Source organism: Acinetobacter sp. 1130196 (assembly GCF_000588095.1).
Classification (GTDB): Bacteria; Pseudomonadota; Gammaproteobacteria; order Pseudomonadales; family Moraxellaceae; genus Acinetobacter; species Acinetobacter nosocomialis.
The window spans coordinates 26,541-42,648 of sequence record NZ_JFWX01000038.1 but is presented as its reverse complement, the minus strand read 5'-3'; the positions used below and the strand labels follow the sequence as shown (position 1 = coordinate 42,648).

General features: G+C 36.0%; 16 protein-coding genes and 1 pseudogene. 7 read left to right on the top strand and 10 right to left on the bottom strand.

Annotation, left to right across the window (positions count from 1 at the left end; translation table 11 throughout):
- Positions 1-237, bottom strand: a 237-nt coding sequence (locus tag J671_RS20065; protein ID WP_230400570.1) for a helix-turn-helix domain-containing protein, incomplete at its 3' end; no start/stop codon positions are given.
- 773 nt (positions 238-1,010) lie between these two features.
- Here J671_RS20065 and J671_RS20060 point away from each other — a divergent pair.
- Positions 1,011-1,242, top strand: a pseudogene (locus tag J671_RS20060) (hypothetical protein).
- 210 nt (positions 1,243-1,452) lie between these two features.
- On the opposite strand, the gene J671_RS20055 reads toward J671_RS20060, so the two are convergent.
- Positions 1,453-2,274 carry a DUF4365 domain-containing protein gene (locus tag J671_RS20055; protein ID WP_031983190.1) on the bottom strand — a complete coding sequence of 274 codons (822 nt, stop codon included), beginning with the start codon at positions 2,272-2,274 and terminating at the stop codon, positions 1,453-1,455.
- Between the two features lie 570 nt (positions 2,275-2,844).
- Between J671_RS20055 and J671_RS0104945 the strand changes: the two genes are divergently transcribed.
- The 6 genes from J671_RS0104945 (at position 2,845) to J671_RS20030 (ending at position 8,702) form a co-directional block, all read left to right on the top strand.
- The gene (locus J671_RS0104945; RefSeq protein ID WP_371864264.1) at positions 2,845-3,051 is read left to right on the top strand and encodes a helix-turn-helix domain-containing protein; all 207 of its coding nucleotides are present in this window, start codon (positions 2,845-2,847) and stop codon (positions 3,049-3,051) included.
- A 71-nt stretch (positions 3,052-3,122) separates the two neighbouring features.
- Positions 3,123-3,785: a dUTP diphosphatase gene (locus J671_RS20050; RefSeq protein ID WP_021510243.1), complete on the top strand. Its 663-nt coding sequence runs from the start codon at positions 3,123-3,125 to the stop codon at positions 3,783-3,785.
- A 13-nt stretch (positions 3,786-3,798) separates the two neighbouring features.
- A complete protein-coding gene (locus J671_RS20045) occupies positions 3,799-4,719 on the top strand; it encodes a hypothetical protein (RefSeq protein WP_021510242.1) in 921 nt (306 codons plus the stop codon).
- Entirely contained in the window at positions 4,716-6,641 is a 1,926-nt protein-coding gene (locus J671_RS20040; protein ID WP_031983188.1) for a hypothetical protein, read from the top strand. Before J671_RS20045 ends, J671_RS20040 begins: the two co-directional genes overlap by 4 nt.
- Positions 6,634-7,629 (top strand): hypothetical protein, encoded by a 996-nt coding sequence (locus J671_RS20035; RefSeq protein WP_031983186.1) that lies wholly within the window; start codon positions 6,634-6,636, stop codon positions 7,627-7,629. The genes J671_RS20040 and J671_RS20035 overlap by 8 nt, the downstream gene beginning before the upstream one ends.
- Positions 7,629-8,702 (top strand): methyltransferase, encoded by a 1,074-nt coding sequence (locus tag J671_RS20030; protein WP_031983184.1) that lies wholly within the window; start codon positions 7,629-7,631, stop codon positions 8,700-8,702. Before J671_RS20035 ends, J671_RS20030 begins: the two co-directional genes overlap by 1 nt.
- Positions 8,703-8,836: 134 nt before the next feature.
- Here the strand turns inward: J671_RS20030 and J671_RS25980 are convergent, their stop codons facing one another.
- The 8 genes from J671_RS25980 to ribBA all read right to left on the bottom strand — a co-directional run bounded on the left by J671_RS25980 (position 8,837) and on the right by ribBA (position 15,891).
- Positions 8,837-8,977, bottom strand: a complete 141-nt coding sequence (locus J671_RS25980) for a Tn7-like element transposition protein TnsE (RefSeq protein ID WP_371864247.1) — start codon at positions 8,975-8,977, stop codon at positions 8,837-8,839.
- 189 nt (positions 8,978-9,166) lie between these two features.
- Positions 9,167-11,005, bottom strand: coding sequence for a glutamine--fructose-6-phosphate transaminase (isomerizing) (gene glmS, locus J671_RS20025; RefSeq protein ID WP_031983182.1), 1,839 nt, complete (start codon positions 11,003-11,005; stop codon positions 9,167-9,169).
- Positions 11,006-11,017: 12 nt separating this feature from the next.
- Positions 11,018-12,382 carry a bifunctional UDP-N-acetylglucosamine diphosphorylase/glucosamine-1-phosphate N-acetyltransferase GlmU gene (glmU, locus tag J671_RS20020; protein ID WP_004884978.1) on the bottom strand — a complete coding sequence of 455 codons (1,365 nt, stop codon included), beginning with the start codon at positions 12,380-12,382 and terminating at the stop codon, positions 11,018-11,020.
- A gap of 8 nt (positions 12,383-12,390) precedes the next feature.
- Positions 12,391-12,924, bottom strand: a complete 534-nt coding sequence (locus J671_RS0104940) for a phosphatidylglycerophosphatase A (RefSeq protein WP_004711405.1) — start codon at positions 12,922-12,924, stop codon at positions 12,391-12,393.
- Entirely contained in the window at positions 12,902-13,819 is a 918-nt protein-coding gene (gene thiL / locus J671_RS20015; protein WP_031983181.1) for a thiamine-phosphate kinase, read from the bottom strand. Before thiL ends, J671_RS0104940 begins: the two co-directional genes overlap by 23 nt.
- A gap of 15 nt (positions 13,820-13,834) precedes the next feature.
- Positions 13,835-14,284, bottom strand: coding sequence for a transcription antitermination factor NusB (gene nusB / locus J671_RS20010; RefSeq protein ID WP_002053850.1), 450 nt, complete (start codon positions 14,282-14,284; stop codon positions 13,835-13,837).
- A 3-nt stretch (positions 14,285-14,287) separates the two neighbouring features.
- On the bottom strand, positions 14,288-14,758 hold the full coding sequence (gene ribE, locus J671_RS20005; protein ID WP_001007829.1) for a 6,7-dimethyl-8-ribityllumazine synthase: 471 nt from the start codon (positions 14,756-14,758) through the stop codon (positions 14,288-14,290).
- A gap of 11 nt (positions 14,759-14,769) precedes the next feature.
- Complete coding sequence (gene ribBA, locus J671_RS20000; protein ID WP_002053756.1) at positions 14,770-15,891, bottom strand: bifunctional 3,4-dihydroxy-2-butanone-4-phosphate synthase/GTP cyclohydrolase II; 1,122 nt, start codon at positions 15,889-15,891, stop codon at positions 14,770-14,772.
- Positions 15,892-16,108: the final 217 nt, after the last annotated feature.

Sequence of the window (16,108 nt, the reverse complement as noted above, 5' to 3'; positions counted from 1 at the left end):
CTGAGGAGACCATAAACAACGGATCGCTTCAACAATAAATTTCCAGAGGATTGAATCGATTTTGAGTTTTCTGTGACCACGTCTACGTCTAGCGAAGGTGTTATCAGAAGCATATCGAGCTTGATAAACGTCATTGATGCTATTTCTTTTAAGCTCACGATAGATCGTACTAGGATGTCTTTTAATGAGTTCAGCAAATTTTCTGGCTGAAAAGCCTTCTTTTCTTGACTCAAGCATTAATGCAGTACGATCTTCAAAGTTAAGATGATGGTATGACAATTTTATATACTCCATAAACCCTTTAAATTAATTAGGTGGTTTATGTCGCACTTCAAGTTTTACTCTGCCGACTATTAAATTAAAATTAACGATTAGTCTATTTTATTAACTAAATATATAACCCAAGTTTATATTTTAAATTTAATTAAAAGCCATAAATATAATAAGAGGGGTAATATTATTTAAATATGAATAAAATAATTATATTTAAACTTTTTTATTAAAATAAATTGACGTAATTAAAATCACCGATTATTATCTCGTTGCTGGCCTACATTGCCAGCCGGTTTTGACAGACCGAGTCTAGCGTATGGGTTATACTTCCTCAGTATTACCCGTGTGGAACCTTTGTGCCCCCTTTTTCTCTATGGTAGGGCGGAAGGGGGACGCGTACGCGCGTGCTGATCGCTAGACCAGTCTGTCAACCCTCTTTCGTTCTACCACCCTAAATTAGTTCGCGGTGATTTGGTGGTAGAACTCCATTTTAAGGAGTTGGCCATGCCATTATTCAAACTCATTTTCTCTCTTATTTAATTATTTTATTTATTTAAAATATGGGTTTTTTTGTGACCTGTTTTTTTAAATTTATAAATTGTTTCTATTCTAAAATTTTAATTATTTTATTTTTCTATATTGATGGGAGGGTTAATTATTATTTGAAAAATTATTTTAATATTTATTCGAATCATATTTTTATTTTATTTAAATTTATAAATAATCATGAGAATAATATGAAACTTTATAAATTTACATTGATTTTAAGCCTTTTGGTCGGTGCTTACAGTATTACAAATGATAACGCCAATGCTCAGCAGGAATTTAAAAGAATTTGTTCACCTCAAACCGTACAACGTTTAAAACGTACCAGTTTGCAAAGTCCTGTTCTCCCACAGGACTTTGCCCCTAACTTGTTTAGCAGCATTCAACGCTGCGACAAAACTGAAATGGGCTAAGTTCGCTTAGCTCTTTTATCTCTGTGTCGCAATGATCTCTCAAACTTTAAATCAGCGCAAAAGTAAAAGACTGTTGTGGCACGGGGGCCTAGGGGAGTGTCCTTTATGTTCTGGTATGAACGCAATAAAAAAGCCCGATAGGCAACTAATGCATATCGGGCTTTCTAATCAACAGAAGCGATCTACGTTTTTATTATAGCGAAATAGTATAAAACTAAAATTAATAAGAATGATAGTCGGTAGTATTTTCCATCAAAACATCAGCAATTTGATCTTGATTTAAGAAGTTGAACTTAATTTCCTCAAGAAAAGACATTGCAGAAGTAATAGTTTCTTCATCGGCAGAATCAATTTCTGATGTATTTGCAATGTTGTCGTAAGCAGCATGAAAAGTGTTGAAGTCTTTATAATTTCCGTTAAAAACTAGATCTTTATATTCATTAATGAATGAAGACAACTTTTGTAGCTTTCTTGCTTCTATCGCACATCCTATTGCAACAGCAGTTTGTCCTAATAACACTGATTCTGAATGAAACTTTAATGACTCATAAATTGCTAAGAACTTGACTCCCATTTTCTTTAGCTTATCATTTTTAATGATGTCGGTAATTTTAGAATCATTAGCTTGCAGATCATTTTCTTTAGGAAAATAGATGGTTACACTTTTTTGGTTTTTCCAATGCGGATTATCTTTTTCAAGCCGCGTTTCCACGTAGTTTTGCAACCATACATACTTTGTCTGCTGGGAAGTATTCGAGGTGTGGAAGATAAAAAAAGGTACGTCAAACATTAAGGCATATTTTATTGTATCAACAGGAAAACTAGAAAGTTTTACCGTCTTCTGGAACTTCTTGTCAGTACCTTTAACCTGAACAAAGATAAAATCGCCAGTCGCATCATTCAAATCAAATCTTTCTAATTGTAGATCGACTCCATAATCTCTCTCCTCAAGATTACGGACAAGCCAGTTTTCATTTAAGTGAGTAAAAATAGTTCTGATCGCCTTAGTATCAATACGATGTGTCTCTATTCTTTTTGGCATGGTAATGGCTTCCTCTCTTATCAGCTATTTTACAGATAATTTTCCATTCGATTATGAAAAACTCACAAAAAGATTCTTCTATGTGTCTAGAATTTGCGGGTTAATCAAACAATGAAATTAAAAATCATTAAAAATCTTTATTACTTCAATATTTTGAAGTAATTAGTTTTTTTTTTAAATTTCTGTTTTAGCTCTGGAAATACCGCAAGCGTTTGGTCAGATGGTTTGGTTTTTATATATCTTTTGCTTTTTAAAGATATACATACTTTAAATTTCAACAAATGCTGAAAGTCGTAGATTGTATGAAGGAATATGTTTGACTAAGTGACCTTATTGTACAATTTTGCTGAAAAGACTATAAAGTTGTTGTTTGTTTTTACTTTTCTTTTATATAAAGATTTAATTTATTCCCAATCATTGAATATCCATTCAACGATTTGTCCTTGATATAAGGAAAGATTGGTGAAACGATTTATTCCATAATGAAAAACTAGAAAAAGAAGAATATAATCCGTAGGTATTACATTCCTCAAGCAGTGATCCTTCTGTTTTTTAAGCATTTGAATGTTTATGTTAGAATTTACTATTCAATTTAGTCAATTAGTTTGTAAATACAGAGAAGAAAAAAATATGTCACAAAAGCAATTAGTACTGGTCTGTAATATGGATAGATATTACCTAGGGCGAATTGAAAGAGGTAAGGTCAATCCTACCTTAGAAAACGTTTACGATTTAGCAAAAAATTTTAAAGTATTGCCAGTGCAATTATTGTCATAAATTTAGGTGAATTAAATTTAGATAATTTGTAAAGTAGTATAGCAACAATAATTTATACCTTAAGAGTTTTTATGAAAAATCAATATGCTGAAATTATGGAAGAAATGTTAGAATTGCAGAATTCTACTAATAGTTTAATCAATAAAGAATGGAGAAATGCAAATAATCCTTGGTATAGGGCTATATGGACTGAATGTGCAGAATTAATGGATCATGTCGGTTGGAAATGGTGGAAAAAACAAGAAATTGATATTGAACAAGCTCAAATAGAGTTAATAGACATTTGGCATTTTGGTCTTAGTGATATTCTTCAAAGAAGACTCAAAATCGATGATCTTTTGAAGGGGTTAGAAAATGTTAACTTAGATCCTTTAGTAGAAATTCATCGTAAAACTATCAATAAAGCTGAAATATTAGAAAAAATTGAAGATTTCATGGCTTTTACAATACAACATAAGAAATTTGATATTGAAAGTTTCATGAACCTTTCTCTTCTGTTATCGCTTGATATAGTCGAAATCCACAAACTATATATTGCAAAGAATGTATTAAATAATTTTAGACAGCATAATGGATATAAATCTGGAGAATATATAAAGATTTGGAATAATCGTGAAGATAATGAACACTTATATGAGATTCTGAATACATATTATGAAGGTAATCTTGATACTCAATTATCAACTTATTTATATAATCAATTAGAAAAAAGATATAAGCAATTAGATAAATAAGTTGGATATAGCAATGTTTCAGAGCGATGATCAGTGGAAGTATTTTGTAGAGACAGGAGTTTGGCCAAGAAGAAATCAATTTGCTCCACAAGAATGGATGAGCAATTTTGATTCAGACGAGTCACGTTTTGCAAAAAGGTTATTAGAAAAATTCACATATTTTTCAGAAGATATGGTTAAACAATTATTTAAAAGTAGTTTTGTATCACTTTCAAAATATATTCTGACAAATAAGACGGATTCTATTTTATCAGCTAGAGAGTGGTCAGTTTTTTTAGATAATCTTTATATAATGAGGGTTACGGGAGAGGATCCAAGTGATGCGGATAGTGGTTACATATTCACAAGAAGCTCTAGAGATGTGCTAGGTATACCAGAAACACAAATAATTACCTCACAAAAGTTTATTGAAGTAATTCAATCTAATTCTGAAGCAAGCTTTGTTTTTGTCGATGATTTTGTTGGTTCTGGTAATCAATTTATTAGTTTCTGGCATCATCAAGAAATTTTACCGAATATAACTTTTCAAAAAATATATGAGCACTTCCCGAATAGGAAATTTTTTTATTGTCCAGCAATATGTACTCAGATGGGATATAACTTAATTAGCAAATTTTGTCCTGTAAAAGTACTACCTGCTCATTTATATACTGAACTTCATAGTGCATTGAATTCAGAATCCTATATATGGAGAGATTTCTCTAAAGATGGTCCAGATTTTATTAAAGAAATGAGTATGAAAGTTGGTATACCTGAATTAGAAAATGCTGGGGTGATTGTAAATGCGGATGGGACAAAGATTGTTAGTTGGCAAGGATATTTAGAATTGGGGTTAGCATTAAGTTTTTCCCACGGTTGGCCAGATGCAACACTGCCTTTATTTTATCATAATGAAGGAGGGTTTAAGCCTCTTTTGAAAAAGGGAGAGTTATGAATAATTATTTACTGAGATTAACACAAGCTCAAAATTTATTAGGTTTATATAGGGCTGAATGGTTAAGTTCAAAGCTGTTCGACCACTTCAATGAACCAGGATATTTTTCTGAATTAAAAACAAATAGACCATGTGTTTTAATTGGGGGCAGAGGAACTGGGAAAACTACTGTACTAAAGGGGCTCTCTTATGATGGACAATTCACTCTTAATCAATTGTTTACGAAAAGAGAAAAAATTAAAGATTGGCAGTTTATCGGTATTTATTATCGTGCAAATACTAATCGAGTAACTACATTCGGTGGCAATGATGTTTCTTTAGAAAAGTGGATAAGATATTTTAGCCATTATATAAACTTATGTTTTTGTAAAGAATTAGTGAGATTTTCGTTATGGTATGAGCAAACTACAGGTGAGAAAATAGAAATATCTTCAAGAAAATGGAGAAATATAAATAAAATATTTCAATTTGACCAATCAATAGAGTCTTTAGACTATTTAGATGAAGAAATTGAAATCTCTTTATTAGAGTTTGAATCATCTATAAACCAAGTAATTGATAATCCACCTACTAAAATTACCATGTTGGGCCTCCCAATTGATATTTTAAGTGAAGCCTTAATATCAAACACTGTACTAGAAGGTAAACAGTTTTTCTTCTTAATTGATGAGTTTGAAAATTTTCAAGATTATCAGCAACAGATTTTGAATACGCTTGTTAAGCATAATAATAGCTTTTATACTTTTAAAATTGGTGTAAGAGAACTGGGTTTTAGACAAAAAGCTACTTTAAATCAGAATGAGCAGTTAACATCACCTGCGGATTATGTGCGTATAGATTTAACTGAAAAATTTCAGAATGCTAGTGGAAAAGATGCTAATAAATTTAAGGAATTTGCTGAAGCAGTAATTGATAGCCGTTTAAATGATCCGAGTTTTCTTGGAAATGAGCAAGAGCTTAGAATTACTGATCTTTTACCTGCACTTACTCAACTGGAAGAGGCAAATTTACTTCTAAGAGATAGTCATCTTGAGTGGTTAAAAGAGCTAGAAAATAAATTAGATAAAGATAGCTTTAAAAAAGCAAAAGAGATTGAACCTGGGTATCTATATTTTATAAAGTATTGGAGTGAAAAGGAAAAAGATAAAAGTTTTCCTGAATTAGTTGTAGATTGGATATCAAATGGTAGAGATATTTGGAATACCAGATTAAATAATCACTTTTACGCATCACTGTTTGCCATTCGATCAGGTAAAGTAGGAATACGTAAATATTATACAGGCTGGGATACATATTTAAATCTAGCTAATGGAAACATAAGATATTTATTAGAATTGGTACATGCAGCATTACTTGAACACTTAACAGCTTTAGAAGGAAAAGAAATCAATAGCTTTATTCCTATTTCTTTTGAATTACAAACTAATGCAGCAATTCAAATTGGAAAAAAGAATCTTTCTGAATTAGAGGGACTCAGTGTTGAAGGTGCCAAACTTACAAAATTATTATTAAGTCTAGGGCGAGTTTTTGGAGTTTTGGCTGCTTCACCTTTGGGGCATACGCCAGAAGCAAATCAATTTCAGTTGATTCCTGATTCTGATGTAGCAACTGAAGATAAGGTAAAAATGATTTTAGACCAAGCAGTGATGCATTTGGCAATAACTAGAACCCCAGGTAATAAGCTTACAGATAGAGCTGATACTAAAGCTTATGAATATATGATTCATCCAATTTTTGCTCCTTTCTTTGAATTTTCACATAGAAAAAAACGCAAAATTGCATTGTCATCTAGCAGTCTTTTAAAGTTAATACATCAGCCAAAAGCAGGGATTAAAGAAGTTCTTGATAATTCTAACCGTAGTGAGAGTTTAGGAATACAGTTGCCAGATCAGCTTCAACTTTTCGGAAGCTACTATGAATAAATTAAAAAATATTCCTATTTTTACAGATACTTACAATGATGTGGCTGAATTTAAACCACTTGATAATAGTGTGTATGTTTTTGGGTTTACAGATGAAGCTAGAAGCCAACACATTGCTGAATGGAAAAGTTCTACTACTAATGTTAGTTTCATTGAAATTTCAGAGCAAACAATGAGTTCATTTATCATTAATGGAGATAAATCGAATGAAATTTTCTTAAGAAGCGATAAAAATATTGCAAGTCTTTGGCAAGGAATCCAAAAAAGTACAAATATTTATATAGATATTACAGGTCTGTCTCATTCAACTTGGGCCAGTATTTTAAAATCCTCAATTGATAATGGTTTTAAAGTCTTAGTTGTATATGTTGAACCTAGTTTATATAGTCGAAGTTCAGCCCCTTTAGAAGGTCAAATATATGATTTAAGTGATAAAATTACTGAAATTTCTCCTTTGCCAGGTTTTGCTGTTCTAGCTCCTAAGAAAGCTGAGACATTATTTATCCCACTACTTGGTTTTGAAGGAGCTCGATTAAAATATATTATTGAGCAAACTCAGCCAGCAAATGAGCATATTTTTCCTATCATAGGCCTACCAGGATTTAAACCTTGGTATGTTTTTGAAACTTTGAAAGGTAATAAAGCTTCATTAAGTGAGACTCATTCATGGCAATCAATTCGATATGCACCTGGAGATTGTCCATTTAGCTGTTATTACTTATTAACTGACTTATATAGCAGGTTTAAAGATCAACATATCAAAATAGCTCCAATTGGAACGAAACCTCATGCTTTAGCAGCAGTTATGTTTGTGTTGAATCATCCCCAAATAGAGATAATCTATGATCATCCAGTTAGAAAACCTGGAAGGACTGATGGGTCTTCAAAGCTGCATGTTTATCATGTTTCTAGTATAGTTAAGCCTAATCCAACCAGGACACAAGATTTCATCAGAAGTTTGAGAACACGTAGGGCAAGTTTAACTTAATGATAGATCAACACTTTACTCCTCCTCTTTTAGCAAGTCTTTTGGTGGATTCCTTGCCAACTGCATTTCAGCCTTCTTATATTGCAGACTTTGCAGTTGGTGAGGGGAGTTTAATTTATGCTGCTTTAAAAAAGTGGCCTAGAGGATTAAATGTTGTTGCAAATGATTTATCTATAAATACTCTAAATTTATTAAATAATGACTGGGATAAGTTCAATGTTGATTTTTTAGATAGAAGAGCTATTGCTAACTCTGAACTAAAGAAATTCGAAAATAAAATTGATTTAATTTTATTAAATCCACCATTTAGTCAAAGAGGAATTAAACCAATATTATGGGAGAATACAGAAGCGAAAATCAAATCTGGTGTGGCCCTTAATTTTATTTATAACTCCCTTAATTTTTTAAAATCAGGTGGCTTTTTAGTTGCTGTTGTTCCTAATGGCTGCTTAACAAGCCAAAGAGATAAAAAAGCACTAACCTACTTAAAAGAAAATTATAAATTTAAAATTATTACACATAATAGAGAAGCTACTTTCGATAAAGTAAGAGTAAAGACATCAATCATTATGATTGAAAATATAAAACCAACTAATTATCAGGAGGATATTCAATTATCTATTGATAGATTAAATCCAAGAGTGTTTAGAGGAAAATTTCAGATGCATACGGCATCAATTAATAGCTTCGACAAAGGTTATCCATTAGTTCATACCTCTTCATTAAAAAACAATACTATCGATTTTTTAAATTGTTTTAAAGTTGCTAATAAAAACTCTATAGTAAGGGGGCCTGCAGTTCTATTTCCTAGAGTAGGTAATTTTACTCAGGAAAAAATTTGTATCTTATCTTCAGGACTAGAAATAGTAATTTCTGACTGTATTTTTTCCATAAAATGTAAAAATTTAGCAGAAGCAGAATGTTTGAAAAAAGCTATATACATGTATTGGGACGATTTTAAAAAAAATTACTCGGGGACAGGGGCTCTGTATAGCTCCTTAGATAAAATAGAGTATTTTATAAATAGTTTGTATTTAAGCAAGTGTGCTCAATTAAAAGAAATTGCTGCTTAAATAGTATTTAGCAATCACTTGGACGATCACGCCTTTTTTTAAATCTTTATTTGTTAATATCTGATTATTTGTAGTTCCATTGCTGATATTCGAAGCTTTATTTTTTATAGCAGGTTTTTAAAGATTTCTTTTGGCTAACATAAACATCGAGTAACTACTAGCTCAAGTACTTTGGCATGATTAGTAGTATTGCAATGATTTCTATCTTTAAGTGATAAAACACGAGTTGAAAGTAGTTTCTTATTATCAGAAGTATCAGCCTCTAAGATGATAATGTTTTGTTTATTAAGCTGGAAACTAACTTCGGCTACCCATCTAGGATTGCCATCAGTTTTTACATTTTTATATCTGTTTTATATGAATCCTTTGAATCAGGCAATAAAAAAGCCCGATATGCGTTACATATCGGGCTTAATCAATCAGTTATTAAAGCAAGTGATGCCTTAATAATGATCTTTTTTGAATTACTCTACAGTTACTGATTTCGCCAAGTTACGTGGCTGGTCAACGTCTGTACCACGTAATACAGCAACGTGATAAGACAACAACTGAACTGGTACGCTATAAATGATTGGAGCGAGCCATTCGTTTACTGCCGGAATTTGTACAACGTGTTGACGATCTTTTTCTACTACGCCGCTATTTTCATCAGCGAATACGAATAATTCACCGCCACGCGCCTGAACTTCTTCCATATTTGACTTAAGCTTATCAAGCATTTCATCGTTTGGCGCAAGAATCACGATTGGCATTTCAGTATCAACAAGTGCCAATGGCCCATGTTTTAACTCACCAGCCGCATAACCTTCTGCATGAATATATGAAATTTCTTTGAGCTTTAACGCACCTTCCAAAGCGATTGGATAGTGTGTGCCGCGGCCTAAGAATAAACAGTGTTGTTTTTCAACAAACAATTCTGATAAACGTAAAATTTCAGCATCATTCTTAAGCGTATCAAGAATTACTTTCGGGCTGTGCCACAATTCGCGAGCAATCTCTTCAATCATGGCATTGCTAATACGCTGTTTTACTTGTCCAATTTTTAAGACGAGTAGCATAAGTGCAGCAAGCTGAGTCGTGAACGCTTTAGTTGATGCAACACCAATTTCAGGCCCAGCAAGGGTCAATAAGTGGTGATCAGTTTCACGTACCATTGAAGACGTCGCAACGTTACAGATAGTCAAAGTTTGAATATCGATATTGTTTGCTTTGGCACGTTTTTGAGTTTCACGTAATGCAGCTAAAGTATCGGCTGTTTCACCTGATTGAGAAATACAGATATAGAGCGTATTTTCAACAATCACAGGTGTGCGATAGCGGAATTCACTTGCGATTTCAACTTGGCAAGGCACGCCAATCAGTTGTTCAAACCAATATTTCGCGATCATACCTGAATGATAACTTGTACCACATGCAATAATCTGTACGCTTTGAACTTTGCTAAAGTCTGCTTCAGCATTTTGCAAGAAGTCTTCGCGTAAGCTGTTGCCATCCAGTGCTTGAGAAATCGTTTGTTTAATTGCTTCTGGTTGCTCATAAATCTCTTTGAGCATGTAGTGCTTGTATTCACCTTTTGAAGCATTGCTTACCGTTGCGTCAAGCTCTTTCACTGGACGTTCAACAAGTTCACCGTTTGCAAATACTTCAATTGAAGTACGAGTCAGGCGAGCAATATCACCTTCTTCTAAATACATAAAACGGTTAGTCACAGGTAAAAGCGCAAGTTGGTCTGAACTAATAAAGTTCTCACCAATACCTACACCAATCACAAGTGGTGAACCTTCGCGTACAGTGATTAACTCATCTGGGTAATCGCTATGAATAATACCCAGTGCATATGCACCTTTAAGCTGAGGAACAACAGATTGTACTGCTTCAAGTAAGCTGTCAGTGCTTTTTAGTGCTTCTGCAACTAAGTGAGCGACAACTTCTGTATCTGTTTGAGAGGTAAATACATATCCTAAAGCTTGAAGGTCATCTTTAAGCTCTTGATAGTTTTCGATAATACCGTTGTGTACGACTGCCACTTTACCCGACATGTGCGGGTGAGCATTATTTTCAGTTGGTTTACCATGTGTTGCCCAACGTGTATGAGCAATACCAACTACCCCAGTGAGCTGCTGATCAGCAACTGCATCGGCAAGATTAATCACCTTACCTACACGACGCTCACGTAAAACTTCTTCATTATTCAGTACAGCAACGCCTGCTGAATCATAACCGCGATATTCAAGACGTTTTAAACCTTCAATTAAAATTTCGGTTACACAACGCTCTGCAACGCCTCCGACGATACCACACATAATTCAATCCTCTTATTTTTCACGCTTTTGGGGACGTTGATAATTTGCCTTAGAAATTTGTTGAGCACGTTCAAAGGAGAGACTTTGTTCAGCCACATCTTTCGTAATCACAGAACCCGCACCGACTGTTGCTCCATTTCCAATAGTCACAGGCGCAACCAGCGAGCTATTAGAACCGATAAAGACTGCATCGCCAATAGTGGTTTTGTGTTTATTTGCACCATCATAATTGCAGGTAATTGTACCTGCCCCAATATTTGAGTCAGCACCGATCTCGGCATCACCTAAGTAGGTGAAATGATTGGCTTTACTTCCAAGACCAATGGTTGTGTTTTTGACTTCAACGAAGTTACCAATGTGTACTTCGTTTGCCAATTTAGCGCCTGGGCGTAAGCGTGCAAATGGACCAATTTGGGTGTTTTCACCAACAATTGCACCATCAAAAACACTATAAGGCTGAACTTTAGTTCCCGCTGCAATTTTTGTATTTTTCAAAATACAACCAGCACCGATTTCTACAAAGTCACCGAGTTCACAGTCACCTTCAATAATGACATTTACGTCAATACGGACATCGTGTCCAACTTTCACAGAACCACGTAAATCGAAACGAGCAGGGTCGGCAAAAGTTACGCCTTGTTGCATAAGTTCTTTTGCTTGCTGTTGCTGAAAATCGCGCTCAAGTGCCGCAAGTTGTAAGCGGTCATTAACCCCTTCAACTTCAAAAGCAAGTTCTGGTTGAATGGAGGCAATTTCTAAGCCATCTGCAACTGCCATCGCAACGATGTCAGTTAAATAGTATTCGCCTTGCGCGTTTTCATTAGAAAGCTTAGGCAACCATTCATGAAGTTTTGCATTGCTGACACAGTAAATACCTGTGTTGATTTCTTGAATTTGGCGCTGAGCATCAGTTGCATCTTTATGTTCAACAATCGCTTGAATTTTTCCGTCTTGGCGAACAATACGGCCATAACCTGTTGGGTTATCGACATGTAAAGTAATCATGCCAATACCGGTTTTACTTGATACTTCAACAAGTTGCTCTAGCGTTGTTTGACGAACTAAAGGAACATCACCGTATAAAATTAATGAAATACCGTCTTTAGGAAGTACCGGTAAAGTCATTTGTACAGCATGACCTGTACCTAATTGTTCTGCTTGTTCAACCCATTGAATGTTTTCTTGTGCAAACGTCTGTTTTACGTGATCGCCGCCATGTCCATAAATGGTAATGATATTTTTTGCTAATAGTTGTTTTGCTGTCTTAATAACATGTCCTAGGAGTGGGCGACCAGCTAAAGGTTGCAATACTTTAGGTAGTTGTGAACGCATTCGCGTTCCTTTGCCTGCAGCTAGGATAATGACGGTAGTTGACATGAGTAAACCTACTTAAATGGCGTTACGCCCCAGAAAGTAATAAATATGATGATACAGAGTGCCGCCCAAAGCCCTGCAATGATGTCATCCAGCATAATTCCGAAACCGCCAGCAACTTTCTGGTCGGCAACACGGATTGGCCAAGGTTTCCAAACATCAAACAGGCGGAATAAGCAAAAACCAATTAGTGCCCATTGTAACGACATTATATTAAAAAATATTAAAGGCAGAAGAGTAATTGATTGTCCTGCAAATTCATCCCAAACAATTCGCCCATCATCATGAACATCAAGGACTTTTGCCGTTTGACCACAAATATAAATTCCCACCAAGGACATGATGAGAATAGCGATTAAACTTAAGGTAAATCCGAGAGATAACCAGATAGGAATGAAAAGTAAGGCAAAAGCAGAACCAAAAGTACCGGGTGCTTTAGGAGCGAGACCAGATCCAAAACCAACCCCACAGAAAACGATGCAGCGGTTGAACCAAGACATGTTCTTAAAATGAATCGGCGGTTTATGCAAAGTGTTGGTATCCATGAATTTGCAATGGGTAATCTGAACCCAAATGCTCAAAAGTTAGTTTTGTTTGCTCAACGATCTGTCCGATCATTGTAATCTTAACGTCCAGTTGTTTTTGCAAAAGTTTTCCATAATTTTGCGGTGTTATTGTAAAACATAATTCGTAGTCATCACCACCTGCAAGTGCATACTGCCAACGTTGTTGTTCTTTTAATTGTTGCAATACAGGGTCAACAGGTAATTTTTCCAAGACGAGTCGGGCTCCAACCTTGGATGCTTTTAAAATATGTCCTAAATCTTGCGCTAAGCCATCTGACACATCAATCATGCTAGAGGCAAGGCCTTTTAGCTCTTGTCCAAGCTGACAGCGTGGTGTCGGATAGTCGAGTCTTTGCTGTAGAGGATGGCCCAAGTGCTGTAAACCGTAGGCTGCATCACCTACCTGTCCGCTCACACATACATAATCACCAACTTTTGCGCCTGAACGTAACACGGCTTTTCCGGTTTCAATCCAGCCCATTGCGGTAACGGTAATGGTGAGATGTGGGCCTTGAGTGGTATCTCCACCAATTAAGGCAACACCAAATTGATTACAACAGTCATAGATTCCCTGACTAAACCCTTTAAGCCACTCATGGTCAACTTGAGGCAAGCTGATTGCTAGTAAAATACTGTGCGGTTTGGCACCCATTGCGGCAATATCTGAAAGATTTACAGCAACACTTTTCCAGCCAATCGCATGAGGTGAGGTTTCAAGAGGGAAATGACGTCCGGCAACAAGTGTATCTGCACAGATCACCAGTTGTTGATTTGGAGGAGGAGTGATTAAGGCTGAGTCATCACCAATACCAAGCGCGACATCGGGGTTTGACTGCCGATTAAAGTACTGGTCAATAATTGAAAACTCAGCCATAGAACACCAAGCCTATTAGTTTGCTTGTTGTTTTTCTGCGCTACGCAGTGTCGAACTTAGGCGGTCTAATACACCATTGATGTATTTATGACTGTCTGCTCCGCCAAAATGTTTAGCGAGTTCGATTGCTTCATCAAGTACCACACGGTATGGAATTTCTAAATGATCACGTAACTCGTAAGCACCTAAACGTAAAGTCGCAAGCTCTACACCATCAAGTGCGTCAATTTCACGGTCAAGTACCGGAATAAGTAACGCATCAAGGTCTTCGTGCTGAGCGATGACTTGAGTAAGTAGTTCGTGATAATAGCTTAAGTCGACCTTGTGCATTGCATTTTCAGCACGGGTACGTGCTTCAATTTCGTGTACAGGGTTGTGACTCATTTGCCATTCATAAATACCTTGTACAGCAAAACGACGTGCTTTGCGTTTTGCTGCATAAGCGGCTTGCAGTGTTTGAGACATGCTTTAAATTGCCTTTAATAAATTAACCATTTCAATTGCAGTTAAAGCAGCTTCGCTACCTTTGTTTCCTGCTTTTGTACCTGAGCGTTCGATTGCTTGCTCGATGCTGTCAGTAGTTAATACACCATTGATAACAGGCAAGCTGCTTTCTAACGCAACTACACCTAAACCTTTTGCACATTCACCAGCAACAAAGTCAAAGTGAGGTGTGCTGCCACGAATCACTGCACCAAGAGCAATGATGGCGTCAAACTGGTTTGATGTAGCTAATTTTTTAGCAACGATCGGGAGTTCCCAAGCGCCAGGAGCGTGAATAACAGTAATGTTATCTTCATTTACGCCGTGACGTTTTAATGTGTCGATCGCGCCTTCCAATAAGTGTTCAACAACAAAGCTGTTGAAACGACCCACTAAAATCGCATAACGACCTTCGCTTGCGAGATGTAATAAACCTTCAATACGGCGAATTGCCATAGCAACCTCGATTATTTCGTTGTGATTTGATCAGCAGTGACATATTCCACTACTTCTAAATTAAAGCCAGATAAGGCATTGAAACGTAATGGTGAGCTCAGAAGCTTCATTTTTTCAACACCTAAATCACGCAAAATTTGAGCACCTACACCAATCGTTTGATATTGATGTGAAAGTGCTGCATTGGATTTCACCGGTTTTGGCTTGTTTAAATCATCCAACGCTGGTCCCAAGTCTTGCAAATGATCTTGTCCGATCCAGACTAAAACGCCGCGGTCACTTGCTGCGATCGTCTGTAGTGCACGGTCAAGATTCCAAGCAGGTTCGCCGTCAGCCTTATTCAGCTTAAGCAAATCACGAATTGGGCTGAAACCGTGTACACGTACCGTTGTAACACCTTCTTTTGGCTCGCCTTTAACTAAAGCCAAATGAATGTCCGGGTTACCGATCTCGCGATAGCGATAGAGCTCAAATGATCCGTATTCTGTTTGAATCGTTTTTTGATCCAGACGTTCTACAGTTTGCTCATTCGTCATACGGTAGTGAATTAAGTCGGCAATTGTACCAATTTTTAGGCCATGCTTCTCGGCAAAAATTTCTAAATCTGCACGGCGTGCCATTGTGCCATCTTCATTGATGATTTCACAAATCACAGATGCAGGTTCAAAGCCCGCTAGACGTGTTAAATCACAGCCTGCTTCGGTATGACCTGCACGATGTAAAACACCACCTGGCTGAGCCATGAGTGGGAAAATGTGGCCCGGTTGTACGATATCGCTTGGTTTTGCATGCGCTGCGACAGCCGTTTGAATTGTATGTGCACGCTCTGCTGCTGAAATACCCGTTGTAATACCTTCAGCTGCTTCGATCGATAACGTAAAGTTTGTACTATGCTGAGCACCATTCTGATCAACCATCAAAGGAAGATTTAACTGTTTACAGCGCTCACGGCTTAACGTTAGGCAAACTAGACCACGTGCATGTGTAATCATGAAGTTAATATCTTCAGGACGAACATGCGTTGCTGCCATGACAAGATCACCTTCATTTTCGCGATCTTCGTCATCCATCAAAATAACCATTTTGCCTGCACGAATATCGGCGACAAGATCTTCAACACGACTCAGCGGCATTCGCTTTCACCTTTTTTTGTCGTAAGACAATTTCTATTGAATAAATTTCGCATAGTTTACGCTGTTTATAGAATTTTGCCTATGATTCTGATTTATCCAAATTTATAACGAGACATAATAGATCTGGATTTATTTATCTGAATAAATCATAAGAGAATAAAATTATTTAAACTAAATACCATGAATTTAAATAAAAAAAACCTAGCCTTTTGGCTAG